Origin of the sequence: Pseudomonas sp. SM4 (assembly GCF_051913165.1) — a bacterium.
Lineage (GTDB): Bacteria > Pseudomonadota > Gammaproteobacteria > Pseudomonadales > Pseudomonadaceae > Aquipseudomonas.
Genome location: NZ_JBODOE010000005.1, coordinates 18,716 through 43,533, shown reverse-complemented (window position 1 = coordinate 43,533; position 24,818 = coordinate 18,716). Strand labels below are relative to the sequence as shown.

At 60.2% G+C, this 24,818-nt stretch carries 28 protein-coding genes and 1 pseudogene; 18 read left to right on the top strand and 11 right to left on the bottom strand.

Going from position 1 to position 24,818, the window contains the following annotated elements; translation table 11 throughout:
• Position 1: 1 nt before the first annotated feature.
• The 3 genes from ACQ4MY_RS10945 to ACQ4MY_RS10935 all read right to left on the bottom strand — a co-directional run bounded on the left by ACQ4MY_RS10945 (position 2) and on the right by ACQ4MY_RS10935 (position 2,334).
• On the bottom strand, positions 2–244 hold the full coding sequence (locus tag ACQ4MY_RS10945; protein ID WP_008085818.1) for a DUF1652 domain-containing protein: 243 nt from the start codon (positions 242–244) through the stop codon (positions 2–4).
• 111 nt (positions 245–355) lie between these two features.
• Positions 356–1,255, bottom strand: a complete 900-nt coding sequence (locus ACQ4MY_RS10940) for a polysaccharide deacetylase family protein (protein WP_440095066.1) — start codon at positions 1,253–1,255, stop codon at positions 356–358.
• 131 nt (positions 1,256–1,386) lie between these two features.
• On the bottom strand, positions 1,387–2,334 hold the full coding sequence (locus ACQ4MY_RS10935; protein WP_440095065.1) for an ABC transporter substrate-binding protein: 948 nt from the start codon (positions 2,332–2,334) through the stop codon (positions 1,387–1,389).
• Between the two features lie 295 nt (positions 2,335–2,629).
• Here ACQ4MY_RS10935 and ACQ4MY_RS10930 point away from each other — a divergent pair, with 295 nt between their 5' ends.
• The 4 genes from ACQ4MY_RS10930 to ACQ4MY_RS10915 all read left to right on the top strand — a co-directional run bounded on the left by ACQ4MY_RS10930 (position 2,630) and on the right by ACQ4MY_RS10915 (position 5,858).
• Positions 2,630–3,610 (top strand): aliphatic sulfonate ABC transporter substrate-binding protein, encoded by a 981-nt coding sequence (locus ACQ4MY_RS10930; protein WP_440095063.1) that lies wholly within the window; start codon positions 2,630–2,632, stop codon positions 3,608–3,610.
• 62 nt (positions 3,611–3,672) lie between these two features.
• Positions 3,673–4,512 (top strand): ABC transporter permease, encoded by an 840-nt coding sequence (locus tag ACQ4MY_RS10925; RefSeq protein WP_440095061.1) that lies wholly within the window; start codon positions 3,673–3,675, stop codon positions 4,510–4,512.
• A 47-nt stretch (positions 4,513–4,559) separates the two neighbouring features.
• A complete protein-coding gene (locus ACQ4MY_RS10920) occupies positions 4,560–5,240 on the top strand; it encodes an SOS response-associated peptidase (RefSeq protein ID WP_440095060.1) in 681 nt (226 codons plus the stop codon).
• A gap of 345 nt (positions 5,241–5,585) precedes the next feature.
• The gene (locus ACQ4MY_RS10915) at positions 5,586–5,858 is read left to right on the top strand and encodes a hypothetical protein (protein WP_158830860.1); all 273 of its coding nucleotides are present in this window, start codon (positions 5,586–5,588) and stop codon (positions 5,856–5,858) included.
• Between the two features lie 47 nt (positions 5,859–5,905).
• Here ACQ4MY_RS10915 and ACQ4MY_RS10910 read toward each other — a convergent pair whose 3' ends face one another.
• From ACQ4MY_RS10910 to ACQ4MY_RS10895, 4 genes are all read right to left on the bottom strand, one after another.
• The gene (locus tag ACQ4MY_RS10910; protein WP_178116848.1) at positions 5,906–6,052 is read right to left on the bottom strand and encodes a hypothetical protein; all 147 of its coding nucleotides are present in this window, start codon (positions 6,050–6,052) and stop codon (positions 5,906–5,908) included.
• A gap of 63 nt (positions 6,053–6,115) precedes the next feature.
• Positions 6,116–6,427: an AzlD domain-containing protein gene (locus ACQ4MY_RS10905; protein WP_440095314.1), complete on the bottom strand. Its 312-nt coding sequence runs from the start codon at positions 6,425–6,427 to the stop codon at positions 6,116–6,118.
• Positions 6,427–7,125, bottom strand: a complete 699-nt coding sequence (locus tag ACQ4MY_RS10900) for an AzlC family ABC transporter permease (RefSeq protein WP_440095058.1) — start codon at positions 7,123–7,125, stop codon at positions 6,427–6,429. The genes ACQ4MY_RS10905 and ACQ4MY_RS10900 overlap by 1 nt, the downstream gene beginning before the upstream one ends.
• Positions 7,118–7,270, bottom strand: coding sequence for a hypothetical protein (locus tag ACQ4MY_RS10895; protein ID WP_440095057.1), 153 nt, complete (start codon positions 7,268–7,270; stop codon positions 7,118–7,120). Before ACQ4MY_RS10895 ends, ACQ4MY_RS10900 begins: the two co-directional genes overlap by 8 nt.
• Before the next feature lie 38 nt (positions 7,271–7,308).
• Between ACQ4MY_RS10895 and ACQ4MY_RS10890 the strand changes: the two genes are divergently transcribed.
• Complete coding sequence (locus ACQ4MY_RS10890) at positions 7,309–8,244, top strand: GGDEF domain-containing protein (RefSeq protein WP_440095055.1); 936 nt, start codon at positions 7,309–7,311, stop codon at positions 8,242–8,244.
• A gap of 52 nt (positions 8,245–8,296) precedes the next feature.
• Complete coding sequence (locus ACQ4MY_RS10885; protein WP_158830856.1) at positions 8,297–8,677, top strand: DUF2784 domain-containing protein; 381 nt, start codon at positions 8,297–8,299, stop codon at positions 8,675–8,677.
• Here the strand turns inward: ACQ4MY_RS10885 and ACQ4MY_RS10880 are convergent.
• Entirely contained in the window at positions 8,674–9,201 is a 528-nt protein-coding gene (locus tag ACQ4MY_RS10880) for a DUF3087 domain-containing protein (protein WP_440095054.1), read from the bottom strand. The two genes, ACQ4MY_RS10885 and ACQ4MY_RS10880, sit on opposite strands and share 4 nt — an antisense overlap.
• A gap of 223 nt (positions 9,202–9,424) precedes the next feature.
• On the opposite strand from ACQ4MY_RS10880, the gene ppnN reads away from it, so the two are divergent.
• Positions 9,425–10,798 (top strand): nucleotide 5'-monophosphate nucleosidase PpnN, encoded by a 1,374-nt coding sequence (gene ppnN / locus ACQ4MY_RS10875; protein WP_105704980.1) that lies wholly within the window; start codon positions 9,425–9,427, stop codon positions 10,796–10,798.
• 218 nt (positions 10,799–11,016) lie between these two features.
• Entirely contained in the window at positions 11,017–11,751 is a 735-nt protein-coding gene (locus ACQ4MY_RS10870; protein WP_440095053.1) for a substrate-binding periplasmic protein, read from the top strand.
• A 261-nt stretch (positions 11,752–12,012) separates the two neighbouring features.
• Here ACQ4MY_RS10870 and ACQ4MY_RS10865 read toward each other — a convergent pair whose 3' ends face one another.
• Together ACQ4MY_RS10865 and ACQ4MY_RS10860 are read right to left on the bottom strand one after the other, a co-directional pair.
• Entirely contained in the window at positions 12,013–13,407 is a 1,395-nt protein-coding gene (locus ACQ4MY_RS10865) for an FAD/NAD(P)-binding protein (RefSeq protein ID WP_440095052.1), read from the bottom strand.
• Complete coding sequence (locus ACQ4MY_RS10860) at positions 13,408–13,971, bottom strand: helix-turn-helix domain-containing protein (RefSeq protein ID WP_440095051.1); 564 nt, start codon at positions 13,969–13,971, stop codon at positions 13,408–13,410.
• 85 nt (positions 13,972–14,056) lie between these two features.
• Between ACQ4MY_RS10860 and ACQ4MY_RS10855 the strand changes: the two genes are divergently transcribed.
• From ACQ4MY_RS10855 to ACQ4MY_RS10825, 7 genes are all read left to right on the top strand, one after another.
• Complete coding sequence (locus ACQ4MY_RS10855; RefSeq protein WP_440095050.1) at positions 14,057–14,995, top strand: DMT family transporter; 939 nt, start codon at positions 14,057–14,059, stop codon at positions 14,993–14,995.
• A gap of 217 nt (positions 14,996–15,212) precedes the next feature.
• Positions 15,213–18,131 carry a monovalent cation/H+ antiporter subunit A gene (locus tag ACQ4MY_RS10850; protein WP_440095049.1) on the top strand — a complete coding sequence of 973 codons (2,919 nt, stop codon included), beginning with the start codon at positions 15,213–15,215 and terminating at the stop codon, positions 18,129–18,131.
• Positions 18,131–18,475, top strand: coding sequence for a Na+/H+ antiporter subunit C (locus ACQ4MY_RS10845; RefSeq protein ID WP_008085854.1), 345 nt, complete (start codon positions 18,131–18,133; stop codon positions 18,473–18,475). Before ACQ4MY_RS10850 ends, ACQ4MY_RS10845 begins: the two co-directional genes overlap by 1 nt.
• A complete protein-coding gene (locus ACQ4MY_RS10840; protein ID WP_440095047.1) occupies positions 18,472–20,151 on the top strand; it encodes a monovalent cation/H+ antiporter subunit D in 1,680 nt (559 codons plus the stop codon). Before ACQ4MY_RS10845 ends, ACQ4MY_RS10840 begins: the two co-directional genes overlap by 4 nt.
• Positions 20,148–20,636: a Na+/H+ antiporter subunit E gene (locus ACQ4MY_RS10835; RefSeq protein WP_008085858.1), complete on the top strand. Its 489-nt coding sequence runs from the start codon at positions 20,148–20,150 to the stop codon at positions 20,634–20,636. Before ACQ4MY_RS10840 ends, ACQ4MY_RS10835 begins: the two co-directional genes overlap by 4 nt.
• Complete coding sequence (locus tag ACQ4MY_RS10830; protein WP_007910754.1) at positions 20,633–20,911, top strand: K+/H+ antiporter subunit F; 279 nt, start codon at positions 20,633–20,635, stop codon at positions 20,909–20,911. The genes ACQ4MY_RS10835 and ACQ4MY_RS10830 overlap by 4 nt, the downstream gene beginning before the upstream one ends.
• A complete protein-coding gene (locus ACQ4MY_RS10825) occupies positions 20,908–21,270 on the top strand; it encodes a Na+/H+ antiporter subunit G (RefSeq protein ID WP_008085860.1) in 363 nt (120 codons plus the stop codon). Before ACQ4MY_RS10830 ends, ACQ4MY_RS10825 begins: the two co-directional genes overlap by 4 nt.
• Positions 21,271–21,353: 83 nt before the next feature.
• Here ACQ4MY_RS10825 and ACQ4MY_RS10820 read toward each other — a convergent pair whose 3' ends face one another.
• Positions 21,354–21,794, bottom strand: a complete 441-nt coding sequence (locus tag ACQ4MY_RS10820) for a DUF3995 domain-containing protein (protein WP_440095045.1) — start codon at positions 21,792–21,794, stop codon at positions 21,354–21,356.
• A 94-nt stretch (positions 21,795–21,888) separates the two neighbouring features.
• Between ACQ4MY_RS10820 and ACQ4MY_RS10815 the strand changes: the two genes are divergently transcribed.
• From ACQ4MY_RS10815 to ACQ4MY_RS10805, 3 genes and pseudogenes are all read left to right on the top strand, one after another.
• Positions 21,889–22,278 carry a DUF2946 domain-containing protein gene (locus tag ACQ4MY_RS10815; protein WP_008087349.1) on the top strand — a complete coding sequence of 130 codons (390 nt, stop codon included), beginning with the start codon at positions 21,889–21,891 and terminating at the stop codon, positions 22,276–22,278.
• A 92-nt stretch (positions 22,279–22,370) separates the two neighbouring features.
• A complete protein-coding gene (locus tag ACQ4MY_RS10810; RefSeq protein WP_440095044.1) occupies positions 22,371–24,503 on the top strand; it encodes a TonB-dependent receptor in 2,133 nt (710 codons plus the stop codon).
• Between the two features lie 111 nt (positions 24,504–24,614).
• Positions 24,615–24,716: pseudogene (locus ACQ4MY_RS10805) on the top strand (hypothetical protein); the annotation flags it as partial.
• Positions 24,717–24,818 lie beyond the last annotated feature (102 nt).

The window sequence follows — 24,818 nt, the reverse complement described above, 5'->3', positions numbered from 1 at the left end:
CTCAGCCCGCGAAGGCTCGGCGCCCCGCCGTCATTTCGGTGCGCAACTCGCCGATGAAGTTGGAAATGTCACGGATGGTGACGAGGTGCTCCGGGGAAACGCCATTGAGCAGTAAGTCCACCCGGCCACTTTCCGGCTCATACACCTTGATCTGCAAAAGCCCCTGTGCGGATGGCGTGCAGTCACATTTGAGCGCAGGAAAGCCGGACTCGACGATGCGGCAAATGTCGGTAATCGCAAGCATGGGCGGACGCCTCGCAGGCGGTAAATCGATCGATCCGTTGAGCATAGATGAGCAATGTGTGTCGTGCTCGATACAAAAATGCCAACTGGATCACAACTTTCATTTACCTCTTCATTCAGCGTCGTGATTCCAGATCCAGTTCCAGATGCCGGGCAGCTCCACCGCTTCCGAACTTTGCTGAACCGTTCGCGCCAGCGCGGCTTTCTCCAGGGCAGCGTGATCATCATAGAACGGCTTGTCCGCCAATCTCACCCCCGTCGCTGCGGCGCTGTCGAGCAGGATCTGCAGGTATTCGCGCGCATGCCGCGCGGTGTAACGGTTGAGGTCATGAAAGGTCACCACCACCGGAATCACGCCATCGACCGTCGGAAACTTACCCAGCGCCACCTCTTCCCGCACGACCGACAGTTGCCGCAGCATGTTTGCCCGGCGACGCGGGCTGGCATTGAATCCCCAGATTTTGCCGTCATTGGCGCTTATATCCGTGAGTAAAACGTGTAAGCCATGCTGCTGATAAGCGGCAAACGTGCGCTTGTCATAATTCCAGAATGGCGGGCGCAGCAATGTCGGCGGCGCCCCGGTGATCGCCGCGATATCAGCCGTGCCGTGAGTCAGCGATTCTTCAAGTTCTTGCGGATCGAGCGAGCGATGGTTGGTGTGCCAATGCGTGGCGGTGTGAAAACCGAGGATATGCCCTTCTGCGTATTCGCGACGCATGATGCCGCGGCCAATGTCGCTGTTGCCGGCGCGGGGGGCGCGGGTCTGGACGAAAAACACCGCTTTGATGCCGGGTTGCAGCGGATTGTCCTTGAGGCTGTCGAGCACGGTCGCCGATGGGTTCCAGAAACTCGACGCACTGGGGCCATCATCGAACGTCAGCAGGAAGCGCACGGGCGCCTGGGCCTTGAGGCGTGTTTCGGTTTGCGCGGTCATTTCGATGGGCGCGGCGATGCAGCCGGCCAGCCCTAGGGCAATCACCGCGGCCCACACAAGTTTGAATCCGGAGGTCATGTTTTGCCTTGCTTTCGACCACTGTGGTCAGGTTGTCGACTGGCAAAACTCCCTCGCCCTCATCCATCCTTGTGCCCGGCGCTACGAGCCGAGGTTGGATAAGGTACACAGGGTTTGGTTCCGACGCTCGTTCAGCGCGCAAACGCTTGTTGGAAAGAGTTGTCGATGATCCCCGCAGTCGCCAACGGTGTCGGCAGCGCTTTGACCTTGAACAGGAAGTCTGCGGTGCTTTGCAGGTCCGTCGCGGCTTGCTGATCCACCGGCCCGACGGTCATGTGCGCCTGGCGCAGCCAGTGCCGGGAAACCTGCTGATCGAGATTGGCCTTCTTCGCCCACAGATCGGCGTATTCATCGGTATGGTTGTCAACCCAGGCCCGCGCCCGCTTCAAACGCCCGAGAAAATCGGCGATCGCCTCTCGCTTGCTGTCGATCGACGGCGTCGAGGCCGCGATAGCGCTGAGCCCCGGCATCAGGTTTTTGGCAGTGAGAATCGGCCGTGCGCCGGAGAACAGGATCTGCTGGGAAATGTACGGTTCCCAGACCGGGAAGGCATCGATGCTGCCCTGCGGCAATGCGGCGGCGGCATCGATCGGCATCAATTTGACGAAGTCGACATAGTTTTCCGGCAGACCGCCCTGCTCCAATGCGCGCAGCGTCAACTGTTGACTCCACGCCCCCGGCCAATAGGCGACTTTCTTGCCCTTCAGGTCGGCAATGGTTTGCACCGGCGAGTCCTTCGGCACCAGCAGGGCAATGGTGTCGGGGTTCTGCCGTGAAACACCGATGAGTTTCACTGGTGCCTGTTTTGCCGCCAGAAACAGAAAGCCCGAGTCTCCGAGAAAGCCCAGATCCAGCGATCCAGTCTGCAAGGCTTCTGCCAGCGGCGCTGCGGCCTGAAAGTGTTTCCAGTCGACGGTGTAAGGCGCGTCCTTCAAAACCCCGGAGGCTTCCACCGAAGCGCGGATGTTGTAGTAATTCTGATCACCCACGTGCAGGACTAACGGCTCGGCGGCGTAGGAAAGTGGTGAGGTAAATAAAGCCGCGGTCAGCGCGCGACGTAGGAAACGGGAAAGCTTCATGGCGAGTCCTGCAAAGAGGGTTTGCATAGACCATAACGCTCTTAATATTTACTTTTGAAATTCGATTAACGCATAAGCTCAGCACCGTCACTATCGACTGTTGGCTGAGCAACAGTGGCCGTCCACACTGTTCCACCCGCAACACCTGAATACTCCTCCCAAGCAATAAATCCCCCGTATTCCGGGGCTTTGGCGCACATGGCACAGAGCCTGCAATATTCCATTCATGCAGGAAGCATTCGATAAAAATATCTTTTTGGACATAAGAAACCTGTGCCTTCGCCGGAGCGCGCCCATGACATCGTTCTTCCCTCGTATCAAGACACTGCTGGCTGCCAGCGCCATTGCCCTGAGCCTGCAACCCATCGCTCATGCCGCCGAAATCGCACCGGCGGAGGTGCACCTTGATTACGCCTATTACTCGCCGGTGAGCCTGGTGCTGAAGAATTTCGGCTTCCTCGAAAAGGCCCTGCCCAACACCAAAGTCAGCTGGGTGTTGAGCCAGGGCAGCAACCGCTCGCTGGAATACCTCAACAGCGGCGGCGTTGATTTCGCCTCCAGCGCCAGCCTCGCGGCAGTGCTGAGCCGTGCCAATGGCAGTCCGATCAAATCGGTTTACGTCTACAGCCGCGCCGAATGGACTGCGCTGGTGGTGCGCAAAGATTCGCCGTATCAATCCATCGCCGACCTCAAGGGCAAAAAGATCGCCGCGACCAAAGGCACCGATCCTTACCTGTTTACCTTGCGCAGCCTGCAACAGGCCGGCTTGAAAAAAGACGACGTCGAACTGGTGCACCTGCAACATCCCGATGGCCGCACGGCGCTGGAAAAAGGCGATGTCGACGCCTGGGCCGGCCTTGATCCGCATATGGCCGCCAGCCAGGTGCAGGCGGGTTCGCGCTTGCTCTACCGCAACCCGGCCTTCAACAGTTACGGGGTGATCAGCGTCACTGAGCAGTACGCCAAGGAGCATCCGCAAACCATCGAGACGGTGATCAAGGCCTACGAACAGGCCCGCGACTGGGCGCTGAAAAACCCTGACGCGTTCGCCGCCCTGCTCGCCAAGGAATCCGGACTGCCGCTGGACGTGGCCAAATTGCAGCTGTCGCGCACCGACCTGAGCAGCCCGCAACTGACGACAAACGATGTCAGTGCCTCCAAGGCTGCCGCGCCGATTCTGGTCTCCGAAGAGTTGGTGCGGCGTGGGGGGAATGTCGATCAAGTCATCGATCAATTGCTCGACAGCGGTGTGCAGCAAGCCGTCGCCCGCCAGTAACCGAACAGCTTCATGACAAATCCGCGCCCGTCGCGGTTTTGTCGTGAGCGGAGCCCGATTTCATGAACAGTCACAGCAAACAGCTGCCCGCGCCACTCGCCGCGCCGCGACACACGTCGCCCTTTCATCCGACCTGGCAGCGCCGTTTCAAAGGTCTGGCCTTACCGCTGCTGATCGTTGTGCTGCTGGAAATTATCGTACGCATCGGCTGGCTGCCGTCCTACCAGATGCCCGCGCCCAGCGAGATCGCCCTGACCCTCACCGACCTCGCCGAAGGCGCCTTGTGGAAGCACATCGGCGCGAGCCTGATTCGCGTGCTGTTGGGCTTCGCCATTGGCGCCAGTCTGGCGTTGGTATTTGCCGCGTGGGTCGGTTTGAGCCGCGAAGCCGAGGCGTACCTGGAGCCGACGTTCGCCGCCCTGCGCGCAATTCCGAGTCTGGCCTGGGTGCCACTGTTGTTGCTGTGGCTGGGCATTGATGAAACCTCGAAAATCGTCTTGATCGCCATTGGCGCGTTCTTCCCGGTGTACGTCAACGTCGTCGCGGCCATTCGCAACATCGATCGCAAACTGGTCGAGGTCGGTCATATCTACGGCTTCAGCCGCCTGCAATTGGTGCGGCGAATCTTGCTGCCCGCCGCCCTGCCCGGTTTGTTCACCGGGTTGCGCAGCGGCATGAGTCTGGCGTGGATGTTTCTCGTTGCGGCCGAGTTGATCGCCGCCACCAAAGGCCTGGGATATCTGCTCAGTGACGGCCGCGAAACCTCACGGCCGGACATCGTACTGGCGGCGATTATCGTGCTGGCCTTGCTCGGCAAGCTCAGCGACGGAGTGCTGGCGGTGCTCGAACGACGCTGGCTGAAATGGCGCGATACGTTCACCGGTCAGGGCGCACAGGATTGAGTGCGAAGAAGCAACTACGCTGAAATTTCCTACCGGAGATTCAGCCCATGTGCGGAAGACTCTCGCAGTACCGAGGCATCCACGACTTTGTCGCCGTCCTGAGCATTCCCGATGCGCTGATCAATCATGTCGGCGACGCACCATTGGCTCGCTACAACGCGGCACCGACCACCGCACTGGCCGTGCTCCATCAGCAGGGGCAAACGCTCTACGCCGACAACCTGCGCTGGGGTTGGCGTCCGCATTGGGCCAAGGATCGCGCCGCGCCAATCAATGCGCGGGTGGAGAAAGTCGCCCATGGCCCGTTCTTTCGCGCGATCTGGCGCCATCGGCTGATCGTCCCCGTCGACAACTGGTTTGAATGGGTCGATGACGACAACAAAACCCGACAACCCTGGCTGATTCGTCGGGCAGATCAAGGTCCGGTTTTCTGCGCAGCCATCGGTCAATGTCCTACGCCCGAGGCGCAGGCTCGGGACGACGATGGTTTCGTGATCATCACCGCCGACAGCGTGGGCGGCATGCTCGATATCCATGACCGACGGCCAGTGGTGTTCCGCGCAGCATTGGCGAACGAATGGCTCGACCCGGCGACGCCCGCCGAACGCGCCGAGCAAATGCTCCTGTTCGAAGGCGAAAGTCCTGAAACCTTCGAATGGCACAAAGTCGGCAAAGCAGTCGGAAACTCACGCAATCAGGGCGCCAACTTAATTATTCAGCAAGCCTAAACATCCCCCAACCTCCCCCGTTCACTCATGTAGGAGCTGCCGAAGGCTGCGATCTTTCGACGTTGATTCTTCGCAAACATTATCAAGATCAAAAGATCGCAGCCTGCGGCAGCTCCTACCGGTGAGCCGTTGGCGTTACAGGGGGTGTTTCATCCTTGAGACAGCTTGAATAAAACAGTCGTTTGAGTGAACTAACCGCCTGTCTGACATTTCAATCGTCATACATACATTTAGAAGCACTACGGCTAGCATGCGCGCCGCATTTCCGATTGGTATACCAGTTGACCAAAGAGTCAAGAAACCAGGAATCCACAACAACTTTTACAAGCCTTGCAGAGAAATAAGTTGCGCGACGATTTTGCAATCAAACAGGTCAGCGGCCTGGAGTGTGTTTATCTGTCGATGACAGAACGCTTTGAACTCGACTGTTTTATCGGCCACTACATCAAGACCCGAAACCTGCGTACCGTTCCCGACATCGAACGCGTCCTGCGCACCACCCTCGAAGGGTATCCCGGTCATCCGCCGGTGATGGTCAACGAGTTGAATGCCTGGATCGACAGAACCTTGGGATATCGGGCTTCACACCCCGATTTCACGCAGTTGGACGATCTCTGACACAACAAAAAGCCCCGCATTTGCGGGGCTTTTTTTGTGGTAACTGGTCAAAACTTGCGGTCAGGATCTGAAAGCTCTCTGCCGTCATCGTGCTTCCAGGTTTGTTCCTTGTGCTTCTCCCGCTCTATTTCTTCTTGCGTCGGCTCATCGTTGTCTTCGTCATCCGGTTCCGGATGCTTCTGCTCAGTCGCCATGCTCGCCTCCTGTCACAAGTAAAGGGTCATCCTTACAGCGTAGAACAGTTTCCATCAGACAACTTACAACCACCAACGCAGTAAAAAGAAGACCGCCATGCTCAATAACATGCTGAGCAAGGTATTGCGTGTGTAGATCACCAGGGCAATGGCCACCAGCGAACTAAGCAAATAAGGGTTGTCCCACTGCAGATTCAGCTGTTTGTCCGGCATGAATACGATCGGCCCGCAAATGGCGGTGAGCATGCCCGGCACCGCAAACCCGAGAAACTGCCGAGCATTGCTGCTCAAACGCACCGGCAAGCGCGGTTCGAGAAACACGTAACGGTTGAGGAACACCAGAATGCCCATGCCGAATATCACTGCCCAGACCATCATGCGCGCCCCCGATACAGCTTGTTGCAGATAAACCCGGCGGTCATGCCCGCCAACCCCGACAGCACCAGCGCCGAACCCCATTGCCAGTAACTGAACAGCACCGAACAGAACAGCGATACCGCCACGCAAACCACCGTCGGCACGTTACGCACCACTGGCGTGATCAAGGCAATGAAGGTGGCCGCGATCGAGAAATCCAGCCCGAGATGTTCCAGCCCCGGAATGCTGCTGCCCAAGACGATGCCAGCGAGGGTGAAGAGGTTCCAGGCGATGTAAAACGTCAGGCCGACGCCCAGCGCATACCAGCGATTGAACTGTTGGTGATCATGCTGACTGGTCAGCGCGAACAATTCATCGGTGAGCAAAAAGCCCAGTCCGATCCGCCAACGCCCCGGCAGCGGTGAAATCACCGAGCGCATGCTCATGCCGTACAACAAATGCTGCGAGGTCAGCAGCAACGTCGTCAGCAAAATCGAGAAAATCCCTGCGCCGCCCTTGAGCATGCCGATCGCCACCAACTGCGCAGCGCCAGCAAAGACAATGCTCGACAGGCCCTGACCTTGCAGCGGCGTAAGGTTGGCTTCAATCGCCATGGAACCGGCCAGCAGCCCCCATGGCGCGGTGGCCAGTGACAGCGGCATGATCGCCGCAGCGCCGCGAAGAAAAGCACTGCGCGGCATGAGTGAGTCAGACATAACGCTCTTCAACCGAGGAAACAGTCGCCAACTCTGCCAGTAATGGCTGTTTTTTGGCTTGAACAATCTTGCGCACTTGCAAGAAATCTCCGCAACGTCGCCGTTCATCGGCTTGCTGCTTGCAAGCATTGCGCGCCAACAACATGCTGGCAGCGCATTTTCCCTCCGAGACCGTGCCCCGCCATGACCGCCATCGACAGTGACGTGTACAAGACTCTGCTGGAATCGACCAAAGCCATCCCATGGCGGATCGACTGGCAAACCATGACCTTCAGCTACATCGGCCCGCAGATCGAAACCCTGCTGGGCTGGCAGCAGGACAGCTGGGTCGGGGTCAACGATTGGGTCGAGCGCATGCACCCGGATGATCGTGATTACGTCGTCGAGTTTTGCGTTTCGCAATCCCGCGCCGGCGTCGATCACGAGGCCGACTATCGCGCCCTGACCCGCAGCGGTGATTACGTGTGGATCCGCGACGTCGTGCACGTGGTGCGCAAGGACGGCGAAGTCGAGGCGCTGGTGGGGTTCATGTTCGATATCAGCGAACGCAAGAAAACCGAAGAACACCTGATCCGCCTGCAAAAGCAACTGGAAGAGTATTCGTTCCAGGACGGCCTCACCGGCATCGCCAACCGGCGGATGTTCGACACCGTGCTCGAACGCGAGTGGGTCAGCGCGCAGCGCAGCGGATTGCCGTTGTCGCTGCTGATCCTCGATATCGATTATTTCAAGCAATACAACGACCATTACGGCCATCTCAAAGGCGACGAATGCCTGCGCCAGGTGGCCAAGACGCTGTCGCTGGCGGCCAACCGACCACGGGATTTCATCGCACGGATCGGCGGTGAAGAGTTCGTCTGGCTCTTGCCGGAAACCGACGCCGAGTCAGCGCGCCTGGTGGCGCGCAAATGCCTGCACCTGATACGTCAACAGCAGATTGCTCATGCACATTCGCCGGTTTCGTCACTGGTCAGCCTGAGCCTTGGTGTCGGTACCGTGCAGCCGGCAATTGCCAGCGATCCCCTGCCCTTCATCGAACAAGTCGACAAACTGCTCTACCAGGCCAAACACAATGGACGGATGCGCGCCGAGTTTGCCGACTTTCGCAGTGAGCGATAACGCGCTCGCTGGCGTAACATAGCGGCCATCGCAACGACGTCAGGGAGACACCATGCTGTACCGAATCGCAGCCGACGGGCTGGTGCTGTTTCATTTGTGCTTTATTTTGTTCGTGCTGTTCGGCGGACTACTGGTGCTCAAGTGGCCGCGTTTGATGTGGCTGCACTTACCCGCAGCCGCCTGGGGCGTGGCGGTCGAAGTGCTGCACCTGACCTGCCCGCTGACGTACTGGGAAAACCTCATGCGCCACGCCGCCGGGCAGACCGAATACGCCGGCGGCTTCATCGAGCATTACATCTGGCCGATCATCTACCCTGCCGGGCTCACTCCGCAGATTCAACTGGCGCTTGGCAGCGTGGTGCTGGCGGTCAATCTGCTGGTCTACGGTCGCCTGTTCCGCGCATGGAAACTGCGCAGCAAGCAGGCGCTTTAACGCGAAGCCTGTTTGAGGTGTTCCAGCCACGCTGGATCCAGGCGCGTCTGTTCGGTATCGAGACCCAGCGCCTGCATCCGCTCCTTGTGCGCCTCGACTTCGCGCCACAGTTGCCCATGATCACTGGAGTTGCCATCCAGTTCATGCATCTGCGTCAGCCCCAGATGGTAGAAACGCAGCACTTTCATGGCCGTCGGATCATTCTTCTCGACGGCTGCCGTCACCTGATGCATCACATTGGTGATGCTCATCAGGCTGCGCTTGAGCCGCCAGCTGTACACCGCCGGGGCCATCCAGGTCTGATGCCAGAAGCGCCCGCGCAGCAAACCCGCCGTCAGCAAAAACGCCACAAACACGCCGCCGACATTGAACCGCAGGTTATCGCCGCCGGGCTCGCCGAACAGCGCCACCGCGACGCTGGAAAACAACATCGTCAGCACCAGGAACAGCACGGCGATGATGATCGTGCTGCGGCGGGTCTGCTGGCGAAAGGTGGCGGCATCCATCGGCTGAATCTCGAACATCACAAATGACTTCCTTGAGCGACAAAAGGGGCAATCAAAAAAACTCGTCGGCGCATTATCGCCTCCACGAGGGATTTAGCTATGCTGGGGCTCCTTTTCATCTTTTCAGCGTCCAACGGGGACATGGCGGTACAGCGCAGATCGTGCCATCTTCATTCATGGATACACACTATTCGGATGCCATCGCCTAGTCTTGAGATGACATCGTTTTAAGGATCATTGCATGACCCAACGACACGTAATCAATGCCTCGGTCAGCCCGAAAGGCAGCCTGGAAACCCTTTCTCAACGTGAAGTTCAGCAACTGAGCGAAGCCGGATCCGGCAGCACCTACACCCTCTTCCGCCAGTGCGCCCTGGCCATCCTCAACACCGGCGCCCATGTTGATAACGCCAAGACCATCCTCGAAGCCTACAAGGACTTCGAAATCCGCATTCACCAACAGGATCGTGGCGTACGCCTGGAGCTGTTGAACGCTCCGGCCGATGCCTTCGTCGACGGCGAAATGATCGCCAGCACCCGGGAAATGCTCTTCAGCGCCCTGCGCGACATCGTCTACACCGAAAACGAACTCGACAGCCAACGCATCGACCTGACCACCTCGCAAGGCATCAGCGACTACGTCTTCCACCTGCTGCGCAACGCACGCACCCTGCGTCCGGGCGTCGAGCCGAAGATCGTGGTGTGTTGGGGCGGCCACTCGATCAACACCGAAGAATACAAATACACCAAGAAAGTCGGCCACGAACTGGGCCTGCGCAGCCTCGACATCTGCACCGGCTGCGGCCCCGGCGTGATGAAAGGCCCGATGAAAGGCGCGACCATCGCCCACGCCAAACAGCGTATTCATGGCGGCCGCTACCTCGGCTTGACCGAGCCGGGCATCATCGCCGCCGAAGCGCCAAACCCGATCGTCAACGAGCTGGTGATTCTGCCGGACATCGAGAAACGTCTGGAAGCCTTCGTGCGCGTTGGCCACGGCATCATCATCTTCCCGGGCGGTGCCGGTACTGCTGAAGAATTCCTTTATCTGCTCGGCATCCTGATGCACCCGGACAACGCCGGCCTGCCGTTCCCGGTCATTCTCACCGGGCCGAAGCACGCTGCGCCGTATCTGGAGCAGCTCGACGCCTTCGTCACCGCCACCCTCGGTGAAGCCGCCAAGCAGCACTACGAGATCATCATCGACGACCCGGCCGAAGTGGCGCGGCAGATGACTCAAGGCCTGAAAGCGGTGAAGCAGTTCCGTCGCGAGCGCAACGACGCGTTTCACTTCAACTGGCTGCTGAAGATCGACGAAGGCTTCCAGCGCCCGTTCGATCCGACCCACGAAAACATGGCCAACCTGAAACTGCACCGTGACCAGCCACCGCATGAACTGGCGGCGAATCTGCGTCGGGCGTTCTCCGGGATCGTTGCCGGCAACGTCAAGGACAAGGGCATTCGCCTGATCGAAGAACACGGGCCGTATCAGATCCGTGGTGACGCAGCGATCATGCAGCCGCTGGATGCACTGCTCAAAGCCTTCGTCGCCCAGCACCGGATGAAACTGCCGGGCGGCGCGGCGTACGTGCCGTGCTACCGAGTCGTGGCATAACCCCCGGGTAGGGGTGAGCCTGCTCGCGATAGCGGTCTGTCAATCAGCATCAATGTTGATTGATTCGCCGCCATCGCGAGCAGGCTCACTCCTACAGCTTTTATCCATCCCGCCTAACCGATCCGTCCTGTTTTCTGACACAAAAGCCCCGCAGATTCCTCACGACAGCCACCCTCGGCCCGTACTAAGCTGCGCGATTGTTTTTTCAGGGACGTTTCATGAAACGGATTGCCGCGTGTCTGCTCTCACTGTTGGCCCTCACGGCCAACGCGGCGGATCTGCAAATGCTCAGCGACAACCACCCGCCCCTGCATTTCCTGCAAGGTGATCAACTGGTCGGCTACGGCGTCGACGTGGTCCGTGCGCTGGCCGAGCAAACCGGTGATCAGATCCACCTCCAACAAGTGCCGTTGCTGCGCGCGCTGCATCTGGCCAGTGAGCATCCGGACACCGGTGTGTTCACCGTGTTGCGCACCGATGAGCGCGACAATCGCTATCAGTGGGTCGGGCCGTTGATTGAAGTGGAAACTGCCCTGTACGCCCAGGACAACCAACACCCGCCGGTGCACGATTTGCGCGAAGCCGATGCAATCGGCCGCATCACCGTGCCGCGCAAATGGCTGGCCTACAGTTTTCTGCAACAGCAAAACCTGAACAATCTCTACGGCGTAGAAACACCCGAGCAGATGATGCGTCTGTTCAGTCTTGGCCGAACCGACTTCGTGGTCTCCGACACCTTGTCGATCGCCTCACTGGCGCGCGGCCAAGGCATGGAACCCGGGCGCTTGCAGTATCAGATCCCGCTGATGAAACAGGACACCTACATCGCCTTCTCGCTGCAAACCGATCCGCACCAGGTCGCCCGCTGGCAACGCGCCCTGAACAAATTGCGCGCCAATGGTCGGCTGGAACAGCTGCGTCAGCGCTGGCTGGTAGGTGCACTGCCAAGATAGCTACTGGCTCAAAAGGCCCCATCGCTGGCAAGCCAGCGCCCACAGGGATTCAGGGGGCTCAAGATTAATGGCTACACACAATCCCTTGTAGGAGTGAGCCTGCTCGCGATCGCGGTGTATCAGCCTGGATGAATGGGGCTGACACACCGCTATCGCGAGCAGGCTCACTCCTACAGGGATCTGGATTGAATGAGGACTTTGTGGCGGCAGCAGAAACCTGTGGGAGCTGGCTTGCCAGCGATGGGGCCAATTCAGGCAGCCTCAAACCACAAGACGCGCCGCCAGTGCCTTCGCCTGCAACGCAACATCGGTCACCGCCGTACTCTCCCACCACATCCCCCGCAACGGCGGCCCCATGGCGAACAACCGCTCGGCGGGCACTCCGTTCGCATCCAGCACCGCGCCTTCAGCTGTCGCTGCAATCCCCAACGCCAACGGCCCCGGTTGCACCAATCCGCGAGCCAGCAACTGTTGCGGCAACGGTCGTGCGACACGGCGCCAGTCGTACTCGATGCCACTGGAATTGATCAACGCCGCGCCCTGCACGACGCACGTCTCGTGTTCGCCACGACGACGGATGCGAATGCTCACAGCAGCGTTCGAATCGGGCTCAAGGCCTTTGAACGAGGCTGCGTGAATACGCAACCGACCTTGGCTGTGCAACCGCTGCAGCAGTTCGGCGCTCATCGGCGGTGAGCGATGATGATGGCTCTCCCACCACGGCCGCACGTGACGTACGAATTGTCGACGCTGCACGTCAGTCGCCTGACTCCACAATCGGGCAATGTGCACACGCACGGTGTCCAGGGGTGCTTGCCAATCGATGCCTTGGGCGATTGCGTCACGACACTGCCGACGTAATTCGCGCAGCAACTGTCGCGGCGAACGGAGGCTGTGATCTTCGCCCAGAAAATCCACCCAGGCCGGTGGTTGTCGACGTACATGGGGTAACAGGCCGTGCCGGGAAAACACCTCGATCGGCCCGCGATGCCCGGCCTGCTCCAGTGAGACGACAGCATCGACCATGGTCAGGCCGGAGCCGATGATCAGCACGGTCGATTGCGGATCGAGTTGGCGCATGGCCGCAACGTCCCACGGATCCAGCGCGGCCGCGTTAACGCCGCTGGATTCGGTCTGCGGGGTGCGAGCCGCAGGAAACATGCCTGTTGCAATGACCGCAAACCCGGCCCGCAATCGTTGCCCATCGCTCAAAGTCAGCTGCACGGCATCGACATCCGCCTGCAGATCAACCACCTCCGCCCGCACATGCTCAACCGTCGAACCGTACGTCGCACCAATCGCCTGCGCTTCGGCCAAGCGCTGCTGTACATACACACCAAACAGCCCGCGCGGCGGGAACAGTTCACTGATCGGCACAGGCTGCTCGGCCGATTCCGGCCAGCCACCGGCGGCAATGTGCGCGGTCAGCCATTGCGTCAGGTCATCAGGGTTGTCCGGGTCGACACTCATCCGTGCCGCGTTGCCATTGAGCGTATGGCCCAACTCGACGGCGCTATAGGCCTCGCCACGCCCCAACTCGGTACGCGGCTCGACAATCACAATCGTGCGCTGGCCGGGCAGGCGCAGCAGTTGCACCGCCAGCATCGTGCCGCTGAGGCCCCCGCCAATGATCAGGATGTCTGCGTTCTGACTCATTCAAATCACCACATTACGAACGAACCGCGCCGCGACGTCGCCATCATTGCGATAGGTGTGCGGCTGATTGCTGGCGAACATGAAAAACTCGCCGGTGCCAATGTGCTGCGGCTGATCGCCGAGCATCAACGTCAGGCAACCTGCGAAGACATAAATCTGCTCGCTCCAGCCCTCGGCATCCGGTTGCGAGGGATAGACTTCGCCCGGTTGCAGGCACCACTCCCACTGCTCGACTTCGCGGGTGGCGGTGGCTTTCGACAGCAGCACCGCTTTGCTGCCCGGAATGGTACCCGCCCACGCCAGCTCATTGATCCGGCTCGGGTCGCGCGCCTCCGGGGCCTGGATCAAATCACTGAAGGCGACTTCCAGCGCAGCGGCAACGCGATCGAGCGTGGTCAGGCTGACATTTTTCTCACCGGCCTCGATCGCCACCAGCATCCGCCGACTGACGCCGGACTTTTCCGCGAGCACGGTCTGACTCATGTCCGCCGCATGGCGCAGGCGCCGAACATTCTGACTGACGTGCTGAAGGACGGACATTCTTGGGCTGGAATCTTTGGGCACTATATTGCTCACTCGGTGGGGTTGGGCAGTATACTGCGCAACGTTGGGCGCATTGTGCGTCCTGCCTTTTACAGTGCGCAAGGTCATGATGTCGGTGAACAACTCCCCCACCTCCCTCCGTTTCTCGAAATTCAGCAAAGCCGAATGCGTGCTGGTACTGATCACCATGATCTGGGGCGGCACCTTTTTGCTGGTTCAGCACGCGATGACCGTCAGCGGACCGATGTTCTTCGTCGGCCTGCGCTTTGCCGCAGCGGCATGCATCGTCGCGCTGTTCTCCTGGCGTCACCTGCGCGACCTGAGCCTGTTCGAACTCAAGGCCGGTGCCTTTATCGGCGTGGCGATCATGCTCGGTTACGGCTTGCAGACGGTTGGATTGCAGACGATCCCCAGCAGCCAGTCGGCATTCATTACCGCGCTTTACGTGCCGTTCGTGCCGCTGCTGCAATGGTTGGTGCTTGGTCGGCGTCCGGGATTGATGCCGAGCATCGGCATCATGTTGGCGTTTACCGGTTTGATGCTGCTGTCGGGGCCATCGGGCGCCGCGCTGAATTTCAGCCCCGGTGAAATTGCCACGCTGATCAGCGCCATCGCGATTGCGGCGGAAATTATTCTGATCAGCACCTACGCCGGCCAGGTCGATGTACGCCGGGTGACTGTTGTGCAACTGGCGACGACGTCAGTGTTGTCGTTTTTGCTGGTGGTGCCGACCGGTGAATTGATTCCGGACTTTTCCTGGACGTTGCTGGTGACTGCGCTGGGGCTGGGCGCGGCGAGTGCGGCGATTCAGGTGGCGATGAATTGGGCGCAGAAGAGTGTTTCGCCGACTCGGGCGACGTTGATCTATGCCGGTGAGCCGGTGTGGGCCGGGATTGTCGGGCGGATTGCGGGGGAGCGGCTGCCGGCGATTGCGCTGGTCGGGGCCGGATTGATTGTCGCGGCAGTGATTGTCAGTGAGTTGAAGACCAAGGGTAAGGTTGTTGCTGAAGTCGATGAAGAGTTGGAGGGTGAAAGCAGCAACTGAAAGCAAAATCAAAAGATCGCAGCCTGCGGCAGCTCCTACACGGAATTAATGTAGGAGCTGCCGCAGGCTGCGATCTTTTCGGCCTCCACGAACTCCTCGAAACAATGCCAAACATAAACATTCGGACTACTTTGTAGGATTCTGAGACATCCTGGCGTTTGGTGATCGGGGAACTGGCACGTATGATGCTTCACAAACTTCCGCAGATTAGAAGCCTATGTCCCTGATAGTTCTACTGCTTCTGCCATTCATTGGCAGCTGTCTGGCAGCGGTGCTGCCACACAACGCGCGTAATACCGAATCCCTGCTGGCGGGTCTGGTCGCTTTGATCGGCACCGTCCAGGTTGCGTTGTTGTACCCGCAAATCGCCCATGGCGGCGTCATCCGCGAAGAGTTCATGTGGCTGCCCAGCCTCGGTCTGAACTTTGTCCTGCGCATGGACGGCTTTGCCTGGCTGTTCTCGATGCTGGTACTGGGCATCGGTACCCTCGTCTCTTTATACGCGCGTTATTACATGTCGCCGGATGACCCGGTGCCGCGTTTCTTCGCGTTTTTCCTGGCGTTCATGGGCGCCATGCTCGGCCTGGTGATTTCCGGCAACCTGATCCAGATCGTGTTTTTCTGGGAGCTGACCAGCCTCTTCTCGTTCCTGTTGATTGGCTATTGGCACCACCGCGCCGATGCGCGTCGCGGCGCTTACATGGCGCTGATGGTCACCGGTGCGGGCGGGTTATGCCTGCTGGCGGGGGTCATGATTCTCGGCCATGTCGTTGGCAGCTATGACCTCGACAAGGTCCTGGCCGCCGGCGACATGATTCGCGCACACGCCCTCTACCCCATCCTGTTACCTCTCATCCTCATCGGCGCACTCAGCAAAAGTGCCCAATTCCCGTTTCACTTCTGGCTGCCCCACGCCATGGCGGCGCCCACGCCAGTCTCTGCGTATCTGCACTCGGCCACCATGGTCAAGGCCGGGGTTTTCCTGCTGGCGCGCCTGTGGCCGTCACTGTCCGGCAGTGAAGAATGGTTCTACATCGTCAGCGGTGCCGGCGCGTGTACGTTGTTGCTCGGCGCCTATTGCGCGATGTTCCAGAACGATCTCAAGGGATTACTGGCGTACTCGACCATCAGCCACCTCGGCCTGATCACCCTGTTGCTGGGCCTGAACAGCCCGCTGGCGGCCGTCGCAGCGGTGTTCCATATCCTCAATCACGCCACATTCAAAGCCTCGCTGTTCATGGCGGCGGGCATCATTGACCATGAAAGCGGCACCCGTGACATCCGCAAACTCAGCGGCCTGATCAAACTGATTCCGTTCACCGCGACACTGGCCATGGTCGCCAGCGCCTCGATGGCCGGCGTGCCATTGCTCAACGGTTTCTTGTCGAAAGAGATGTTCTTCGCCGAAACCGTGTTCATCAATGCCACGGCGTGGGTCGAAGCGGCGTTGCCAATTGTCGCGACCATCGCCGGTACGTTCAGCGTCGCCTACTCGCTGCGCTTTACTGTCGACGTGTTCTTCGGCCCGCCGGCCACCGACCTGCCGCACACCCCTCACGAACCGCCGCGCTGGATGCGCGCGCCAGTCGAGCTGCTGGTGTTTACCTGCCTGCTGGTGGGGATTTTCCCGGCGCAGATCGTCGGCCCGCTGCTTGCTGCTGCTGCGTTGCCAGTGGTGGGCGGCACGTTGCCGGAATACAGCCTGGCGATCTGGCACGGCTTGAACGCACCGATGATCATGAGCCTGATCGCCATGTCCGGCGGCATCGTCTTGTATCTGCTGTTGCGCAACCAGTTCAAGCTCGGCCGTTTCAAATATCCGCCGCTGGTAGGCCGCTTCAACGGCAAGCGCCTGTTCGAGCGCAGCCTGGTGGTGATGATGCGCATGGCCCGTCGCGTCGAGCGACGTCTGGGCACCAAGCGCCTGCAGATGCAATTGTTCCTGATGGTGCTGGCGGCAGTGCTCGCCGGCATGATCCCGATGTTGCACAGCAGCCTGAGCTGGGGCGACCGGCCGAAGATTCCCGGTTCGATCGTCTTCGTCACCCTGTGGCTGCTGGCAATTGTCTGCGCCCTCGGCGCCGCATGGCAGGCCAAGTATCACCGTCTCGCCGCACTGACCATGGTCAGCGTCTGTGGCCTGATGACCTGCGTGACCTTCGTCTGGTTCTCCGCACCGGATCTGGCCCTGACGCAACTGGCGGTCGAAGTGGTGACCACGGTGCTGATCCTGCTCGGTCTGCGCTGGCTGCCACGGCGGATCGAAGAAGTCTCGCCATTGCCGAGCACCCTGCGCAAGGCGCGCATTCGTCGTCTGCGCGACTTGCTGCTGTCGATTGCCGTCGGTGGCGGCATGGCGCTGCTGTCCTACGCGATGCTCACGCGGCAGACGCCGAACGACATTTCCTCGTTCTACCTCAGCCGCGCCATGCCCGAGGGCGGTGGCAGCAACGTGGTCAACGTGATGCTGGTGGACTTCCGTGGCTTCGACACGCTCGGTGAAATCACCGTTCTGGTCGCGGTGGCGCTGACCGTGTTCGCCCTGCTGCGACGCTTCCGCCCGCCGAAAGAAAGCCTGCAACTGCCAGCCCAGCAGCGCCTGCTCGCGCCCGACGTGGTCACCGACCTGGTCAACCCGCGTTCGGCCAGCGACACCGCACTCGGCTTCATGATGGTGCCGGCGGTGCTGGTGCGCCTGCTGCTGCCGATTGCGCTGGTGGTGTCGTTCTATCTGTTCATGCGCGGGCACAACCAGCCGGGCGGCGGTTTCGTCGCCGGGCTGGTGATGTCGGTGGCGTTCATCCTGCAATACATGGTCGCCGGTACACAGTGGGTCGAAGCGCAAATGAGCCTGCGACCGCTGCGCTGGATGGGTACCGGGCTGCTGTTCGCCACGGCCACAGGCCTGGGCGCAATGCTGGTCGGTTATCCGTTCCTGACCACGCACACCTGGCATTTCAGCCTGCCGGTGCTGGGTGACATCCATGTCGCCAGCGCACTGTTCTTCGACATCGGCGTGTATGGCGTGGTGGTCGGTTCGACGCTGTTGATCCTCACTGCCCTCGCCCACCAATCGGTGCGGGGTCACAAGACTGCATCGCTGCCCAAGTCCGTCGCCAGCAAAGGAGCCGTCTGATGGAAGAAGTCATCGCAATCGCCATCGGCGTCCTCGCCGCCTCGGGCGTCTGGCTGATCCTGCGGCCACGGACCTTTCAGGTGGTCATGGGCCTCTGCCTGCTGTCGTACGCGGTCAACCTGTTCATCTTCAGCATGGGCAGCCTGTTCATCGGCAAGGAACCGGTGATCAAGGACGGCGTCACGCAAGACTTGCTGCACTACACCGACCCGCTGCCGCAGGCACTGGTCCTCACCGCGATCGTCATCAGCTTCGCCATGACCGCATTGTTCCTCGTCGTTCTGCTCGCCTCGCGCGGCCTGACCGGCACTGACCACGTCGACGGCCGGGAGCCTAAAGAATGATGGCGATGACTCACCTGATCGCCGCACCGATTCTGCTGCCGCTGCTGACCGCCGCCATCATGCTGATGCTCGGCGAACGGCATCGGCCGCTGAAGGCGAAAATCAACCTGTTCTCCAGCCTGGTCGGCCTGTTCATCTCGGTGATGCTCCTGCAATGGACGCAAACCACCGGTGTGCCCGGCTCCATCGGCGTGTACCTGCCGGGCAACTGGCAGGCTCCGTTCGGCATCGTCCTGGTGGTCGATCGTTTGTCGGCACTGATGCTCGTGCTGACTGGGATCATCGGTGTCAGCGCCCTGCTCTTCGCGATGGCGCGCTGGGACGGTGCTGGTTCAAGTTTCCATGCGCTGTTCCAGATTCAGTTGATGGGGCTGTATGGCGCGTTCCTCACGGCGGACCTGTTCAACCTGTTCGTGTTCTTCGAAGTGTTGCTCGCTGCATCCTATGGCCTGTTGCTGCACGGCTCGGGCCGGGCGCGGGTGTCGTCGGGGCTGCATTACATTTCGATCAACCTGCTCGCTTCGTCGTTGTTCCTGATCGGTGCGGCACTGATCTACGGCGTCACCGGCACGCTGAACATGGCCGACCTCGCGCTGAAGATTCCGCTGGTGCCGGAAGCCGACCGTGGCCTGTTGCACGCGGGCGCGGCGATTCTGGCGGTAGCGTTCCTGGCCAAGGCTGGCATGTGGCCGCTGAACTTCTGGCTGGTGCCAGCCTATTCCTCGGCCAGTGCCCCGGTGGCGGCGATGTTCGCGATCATGACCAAGGTCGGCATCTACACCCTGCTGCGCCTGTGGACGCTGCTGTTCTCCGGGCAAGCCGGGGCGTCGGCATTCTTCGGCGGCGACTGGCTGATCTACGGCGGCATGGCGACCATGGCCTGTGCGGCGCTGGCGATTCTTGCCGCGCAACGGCTGGAACGCATGGCCAGCCTGAGCATTCTGGTGTCGGCCGGGATCCTGTTGTCGGCCACTGGCTTTGCCCAGCCGAACCTGATCGGCGCGGCGCTGTTCTATCTGGTCAGCTCGACGCTGGCGCTGAGCGCACTGTTCCTGCTGGCCGAATTGATCGAACGTTCGCGCTCGGCCAATGAGATCCCGCTGGAAGACGAAAGCGAATTGCTGCCGCGCCCGCAGGAATCCCTGCAACCGCCCAAAGGCATCAACCTCGACGACGAGCAAAAAGCCGTGGTCGGCCAGGTCATCCCGTGGACCATGGCGTTTCTCGGCCTGAGCTTCATTGCCTGTGCGCTGTTGATCATCGGCATGCCGCCGCTGTCCGGCTTCATCGGCAAACTCAGCCTGATCGGGGCGTTACTCAATCCGCTGGGCCTGGGCACTGGCGCGCCGATTTCCACTGGCGCGTGGGCCTTGCTGGCGCTGTTGATTCTCTCCGGGCTGGCCTCGCTGATGGCGTTCTCGCGTCTCGGCATTCAGCGTTTCTGGACACCCGAGGAGCGCCCTTCGCCACTGCTGCGCAAACTTGAATGCGCGCCGATCTTCCTGCTGCTGGGGCTGAGCATTGCCCTGACCTTCAAGGCAGAACCGCTGCTGCGCTACACCCAGGCCACCGCCGAGGCGCTGAACAATCCGCAGCAATACGTGATGGCGGTGCTCGGTACCCGCGCGGTACCGAGCCCGGCAAGCAAAGCCGCCATGCTCGAGGTGCAGCCATGAAGCGCGTGTTTCCTGCACCCTTGCTGTCGCTGGCGCTGTGGGCCTTGTGGCTGACGCTGAACCTGTCGATCAGCCCGGGCAACTTGCTCATCGGCGCAATACTCGGTTTTGCCGCGCCATTGATGATGCGCAAACTGCGCCCGAAACAAGTGCGCATCCGTCGTCCCGGGACGATCGTGCGACTGTTCTTGCTCGTTGGTCGTGATGTCGTGGTGTCCAATCTGATCGTCGCCTGGGGCGTGCTCAATGCCGGTCGCCGTCCACTGCGCTCACGCTTCGTCAAAGTGCCGCTCGACCTGCGCGACGCCCACGGTCTGGCGACACTGGCGATGATCTGCACCGTGGTGCCCGGCACGGTGTGGTCGGAGCTGGCGCTGGATCGCAGCATTCTGTTGCTGCACGTCTGGGATCTGGACGACGAAGCGCAGTTCATCGAGCACTTCAAGAGCACTTACGAGCGGCCGTTGATGGAGATTTTCGAATGAGCCCCTTACTGTCAAACGCGATCCTGCTGACGCTGTTCCTGTTTTCGCTGGCGATGGTATTGACGCTGGTGCGTCTGTTCAAAGGGCCGTCAGCGCAGGATCGGGTCCTGGCGCTGGACTACCTGTACATCGTCGCCATGCTGATGATGTTGACCCTGGGCATTCGTTATTCCAGTGACACTTACTTCGAAGCAGCGCTGTTGATTGCGCTGTTCGGCTTCGTCGGCTCGTTTGCCCTGGCGAAATTCCTGCTGCGTGGCGAGGTGATCGAATGACCGCTGAATTGTCTTTGTGGGTGGAAATTCCGGTGGCGATCCTGCTGGTGCTCAGCGGCGTGTTTGCGCTGATCGGTGCGCTAGGGTTGTTGCGGATGAAGGATTATTTCCAACGCATGCACCCGCCAGCACTGGCTTCGACGCTGGGCGCCTGGTGCGTGGCATTGGCGTCGATCATCTGCTTCTCGGCGCTGAAGTCCGGGCCGGTGGTACACGCCTGGCTGATTCCGATTTTGCTGGCGATCACCGTGCCGGTGACGACATTGCTGCTAGCGCGGGCGGCGTTGTTCCGCAAGCGTATGGCTGGCGACGATGTGCCGGCCGAAGTCAGCAGCCGTCGCACCGAAAGCGGCAGTTAACCCGTAAAAGATCGCAGCCTTCGGCAGCTCCTACATTGATCCCTGTAGGAGCTGCCGAAGGCTGCGATCTTTTGATCCCGCTCTTACACCCAAGCCACCGCCAACAACCCTGACCCCAAGATCGCGCACAACGGCGAATACACCCACGTATCCAGCCGCGCGAACCGCGATCCCTTCACCTCCTTGAAAAAACCCACCAGATTCGAATCACCAATCGAGCGGGCAAACATCATCAACGCAATCGCACTGATCACCCACTGCAACGCCTTGTGATTCACCGCCGGCATGCCCCAGCCGACACGCATGCACACCAGCGCAGCAATCACCAATAACGCCGCCGCTACCACCAACGTCAGCCAGCCTGACGGTTTGAACGCCGGGCGCACCGTCGCCACAAAACCGTCCACCGGTATTTGTGGCACCACCACTGCCGCCGCCCACTGCCCACCCAACGCCCAATACACGTGCATCAAGGCGATCACTGCAAAAATTGTCACCAGCCATTGAGCCAACACAAAGGTCATGGTTGAAATCCTTGGAAAGGGATTTGAACAAATCATCCTAGTCGGATTTTTTTCAAGTGCACGACCGATCAGCGGTACGGTAAAGTGCCGCCCCATGAAATTCTCCCGAACCGATCGCTCACTGCTGGCCTGGATGCTTTATTGCTGCGTCCTGTTCAACGTGTTCGCGTGCAGCATCGGTCACGGACAAATGGTCGGCATGCAGCTCAACGGCATCGGCGGCCAATTCTGTACAGTCGACCCGGCCACTCAAGCGCCGTTGGCATCCAATCCCACCGAAGAACAACTGCCGACCCTGTCCAAGGCATTCGGCTGCCCGCTGTGCTCGGTCGGTGGCGGCATGGGCCCGGCGTTCAACTCCAGCCTGACCCTGGCGATCCTCCCGGAACAGCACAGCCCGCCGCTGGCGCCCATCGTCAGCGCCGACCTCCCTGTCCGCTTCACCTGGCCCTCGGCCAACCCTCGCGCCCCGCCGCTCGCCTGAGTGTCCCTGCCTTTTTGATTTGTCAGCCCACTGCGCCAACGCGCGGCGTTCGCCTGTGCGCTGACTCCTAGACAAGCATTCAGGATTCAATGATGAAACAACTCACTCTGCTGGCGAGCCTGTGCGGCTGCCTGTCCGTTAACGTCTGGGCGCAATCCACTGTGGATCTCGCGCCGATCACCATAGATGGCGAATCTGCCAATGAGCCGGGCCTTGCCCTCGACCAGTCCAGCGGCATGGCCTCACGCCTCGGCTTGAGCGTGCGTGACACGCCGGCCTCGGTGGCCATCGCCAATCGCAACGACATCGAACGCCACGGCGCGCAGAATTTCCAGGACGCCGCCAACACCCTGCCCGGCGTCAACGCCAGCGCACCGCCGGGCTTCGGCGGTTTCGTCTCCTATCGCGGCTTCACCAGCAGCCAGATCACCCAGATGTTCAACGGCATCAACGTGTCCGGCGGCCTCGCCCGGCCGGTGGATGCGTGGATCTATGATCGGGTTGAACTGGTCGGCGGCCCATCGTCGCTGATCAACGGCGCAGGTTCCGTGGGTGGCTCGCTCAACTACGTGACCAAACTTGCCTCCCGCCAGGAGCAGGCCATTGAAGGCCGCGTCAGCTACGGCACTTATGACACCACCGAAACCGCGTTCGGCCTCAACCACGCCCTGACCGACCCAAGCGCCGACGTGCAGCACTACGCGCGGCTCGACGTCAGCCACAACACCGGCAACGGCTACATCGACCGCCAGGAGCGCGATGCCTGGAGCGTGGCGTTCTCATTACTCAGCGACCTCACCCCCAACCTCTCGCACACCCTCGCCCTGGAATATCAGGACGAACACGAAGACAGCCCCTATTGGGGTACGCCGGTACTCAACCCCAAGGCCGGCGAGTTGAAGATCGACAAACACAATCGCTTCAACAACTACAACGTCGAGGACGGCCGTTACGAACAGCGGACGATCTGGGTGCGCTCGATCATCGACTACCGCATCAACGACAGCACCACACTGCGCAATACGCTGTACCACCTCGACAGCCAGCGCGATTACCGCAACCTCGAAACCTATCAGTACAACGCCGACAACACGGCGGTGAATCGCTCCACCGCCTATCAAGTGCGCCATCAGGGCGAGCAGAACGGCAACCAGTTCGAACTGCGCCACGACAACACGTTGCTTGGCCTCGATACGACCTGGTCGGGGGGCTTCGAGTACAAGGTCAACCAGACCACCAACTCACCGCTCAATATCAAAGGCGCGAGTACGGTCGATCCGGACAACTATCGTCCGGGGTATTTCTATGACATTCCTGGCACCAACCCCAAGCTGGTCAGCGACAAGACCAACGAGGTCACCACCCAAGCGTTGTTCGTGGAAAATCGCCTGGCGCTGACCGACAAACTGTCGCTGCTCACTGGCCTGCGTTACGACGACATCGACCTCGACGTAACCAATCACCGCGCCGTGACCGCCACCAATCCAAAACACCTCAAGCGCAGTTGGGAACCGCTGACCGGACGCGCCGGCCTGACCTACCAGTTCATTCCATCGGCCAACGTTTATGTGCAATACAGCACCGCCGCCGAGCAACCGAATGGCACACAGGACTTTGACGTCTCGACGGGCAAGCAGTGGGAAATCGGCAGCAAATTCGATTATCTGAATGGCCGTGGTTCGGCGACAGTCGCCGCTTACACGATTGAGCGAAAGGACTTCGCCGTGACCGACCCGCTGGACCCGACCAGCAGTATTCCAGTCGGCCAGCAGACCTCGAAAGGCATAGAGATCGCCAGCTCATTGCGAATCACTGACAAGCTGCTGGCCGAAGGCAATTTCGCCTGGGTCGACGCGCAGTACGACGATTTCACCGAAAAGAATGCCGCCGGCGTGGTGGTTTCACGCAAAGGGAATACGCCCACCAACGTGCCGGATCGGGTCGGCAATCTGTGGCTGACCTATGATTTTTCGCCGCAATGGCAAGGTGGGGTGGATGCGCGATACGTGGCGTCGGTGTACGCCGACACCGCCAACACCATGACGGTGCCGTCGTACACATTGTTCGGCAGTTTCCTCAGCTACAAGGTCGACTCGCACACCACCGTGACCGGCCGGGTACGCAACCTGACCAATGAGGTGTACGCCGAGTTTGCGCATGTTTCGCCCGCGTATTACCTCGGCACCCCACGCACCTTCGAATTGGCCATACAAACCCGCTTCTAAATCCCACCCTGTAGGAGCTGCCGCAGGCTGCGATCTTTTGATCTGTTTTTTTACAGACAGGATCAAAAGATCGCAGCCTGCGGCAGCTCCTACATGAAGCGGTGCGGTTAGGTGACCGGTCGGGTGCGCAACTTGACCAATGAGGTGTATGCCGAGTTTGCGCATGTTTCGCCCGCGTATTACCTCGGCACCCCGCGCACCTTCGAATTGGCCGATTCTAAACACCGACCTGTAGGAGCTGCCGAAGGCTGCGATCTTTTGATCTTGTCTGTAAAAAAAAACAGATCAAAAGATCGCAGCCTGCGGCAGCTCCTA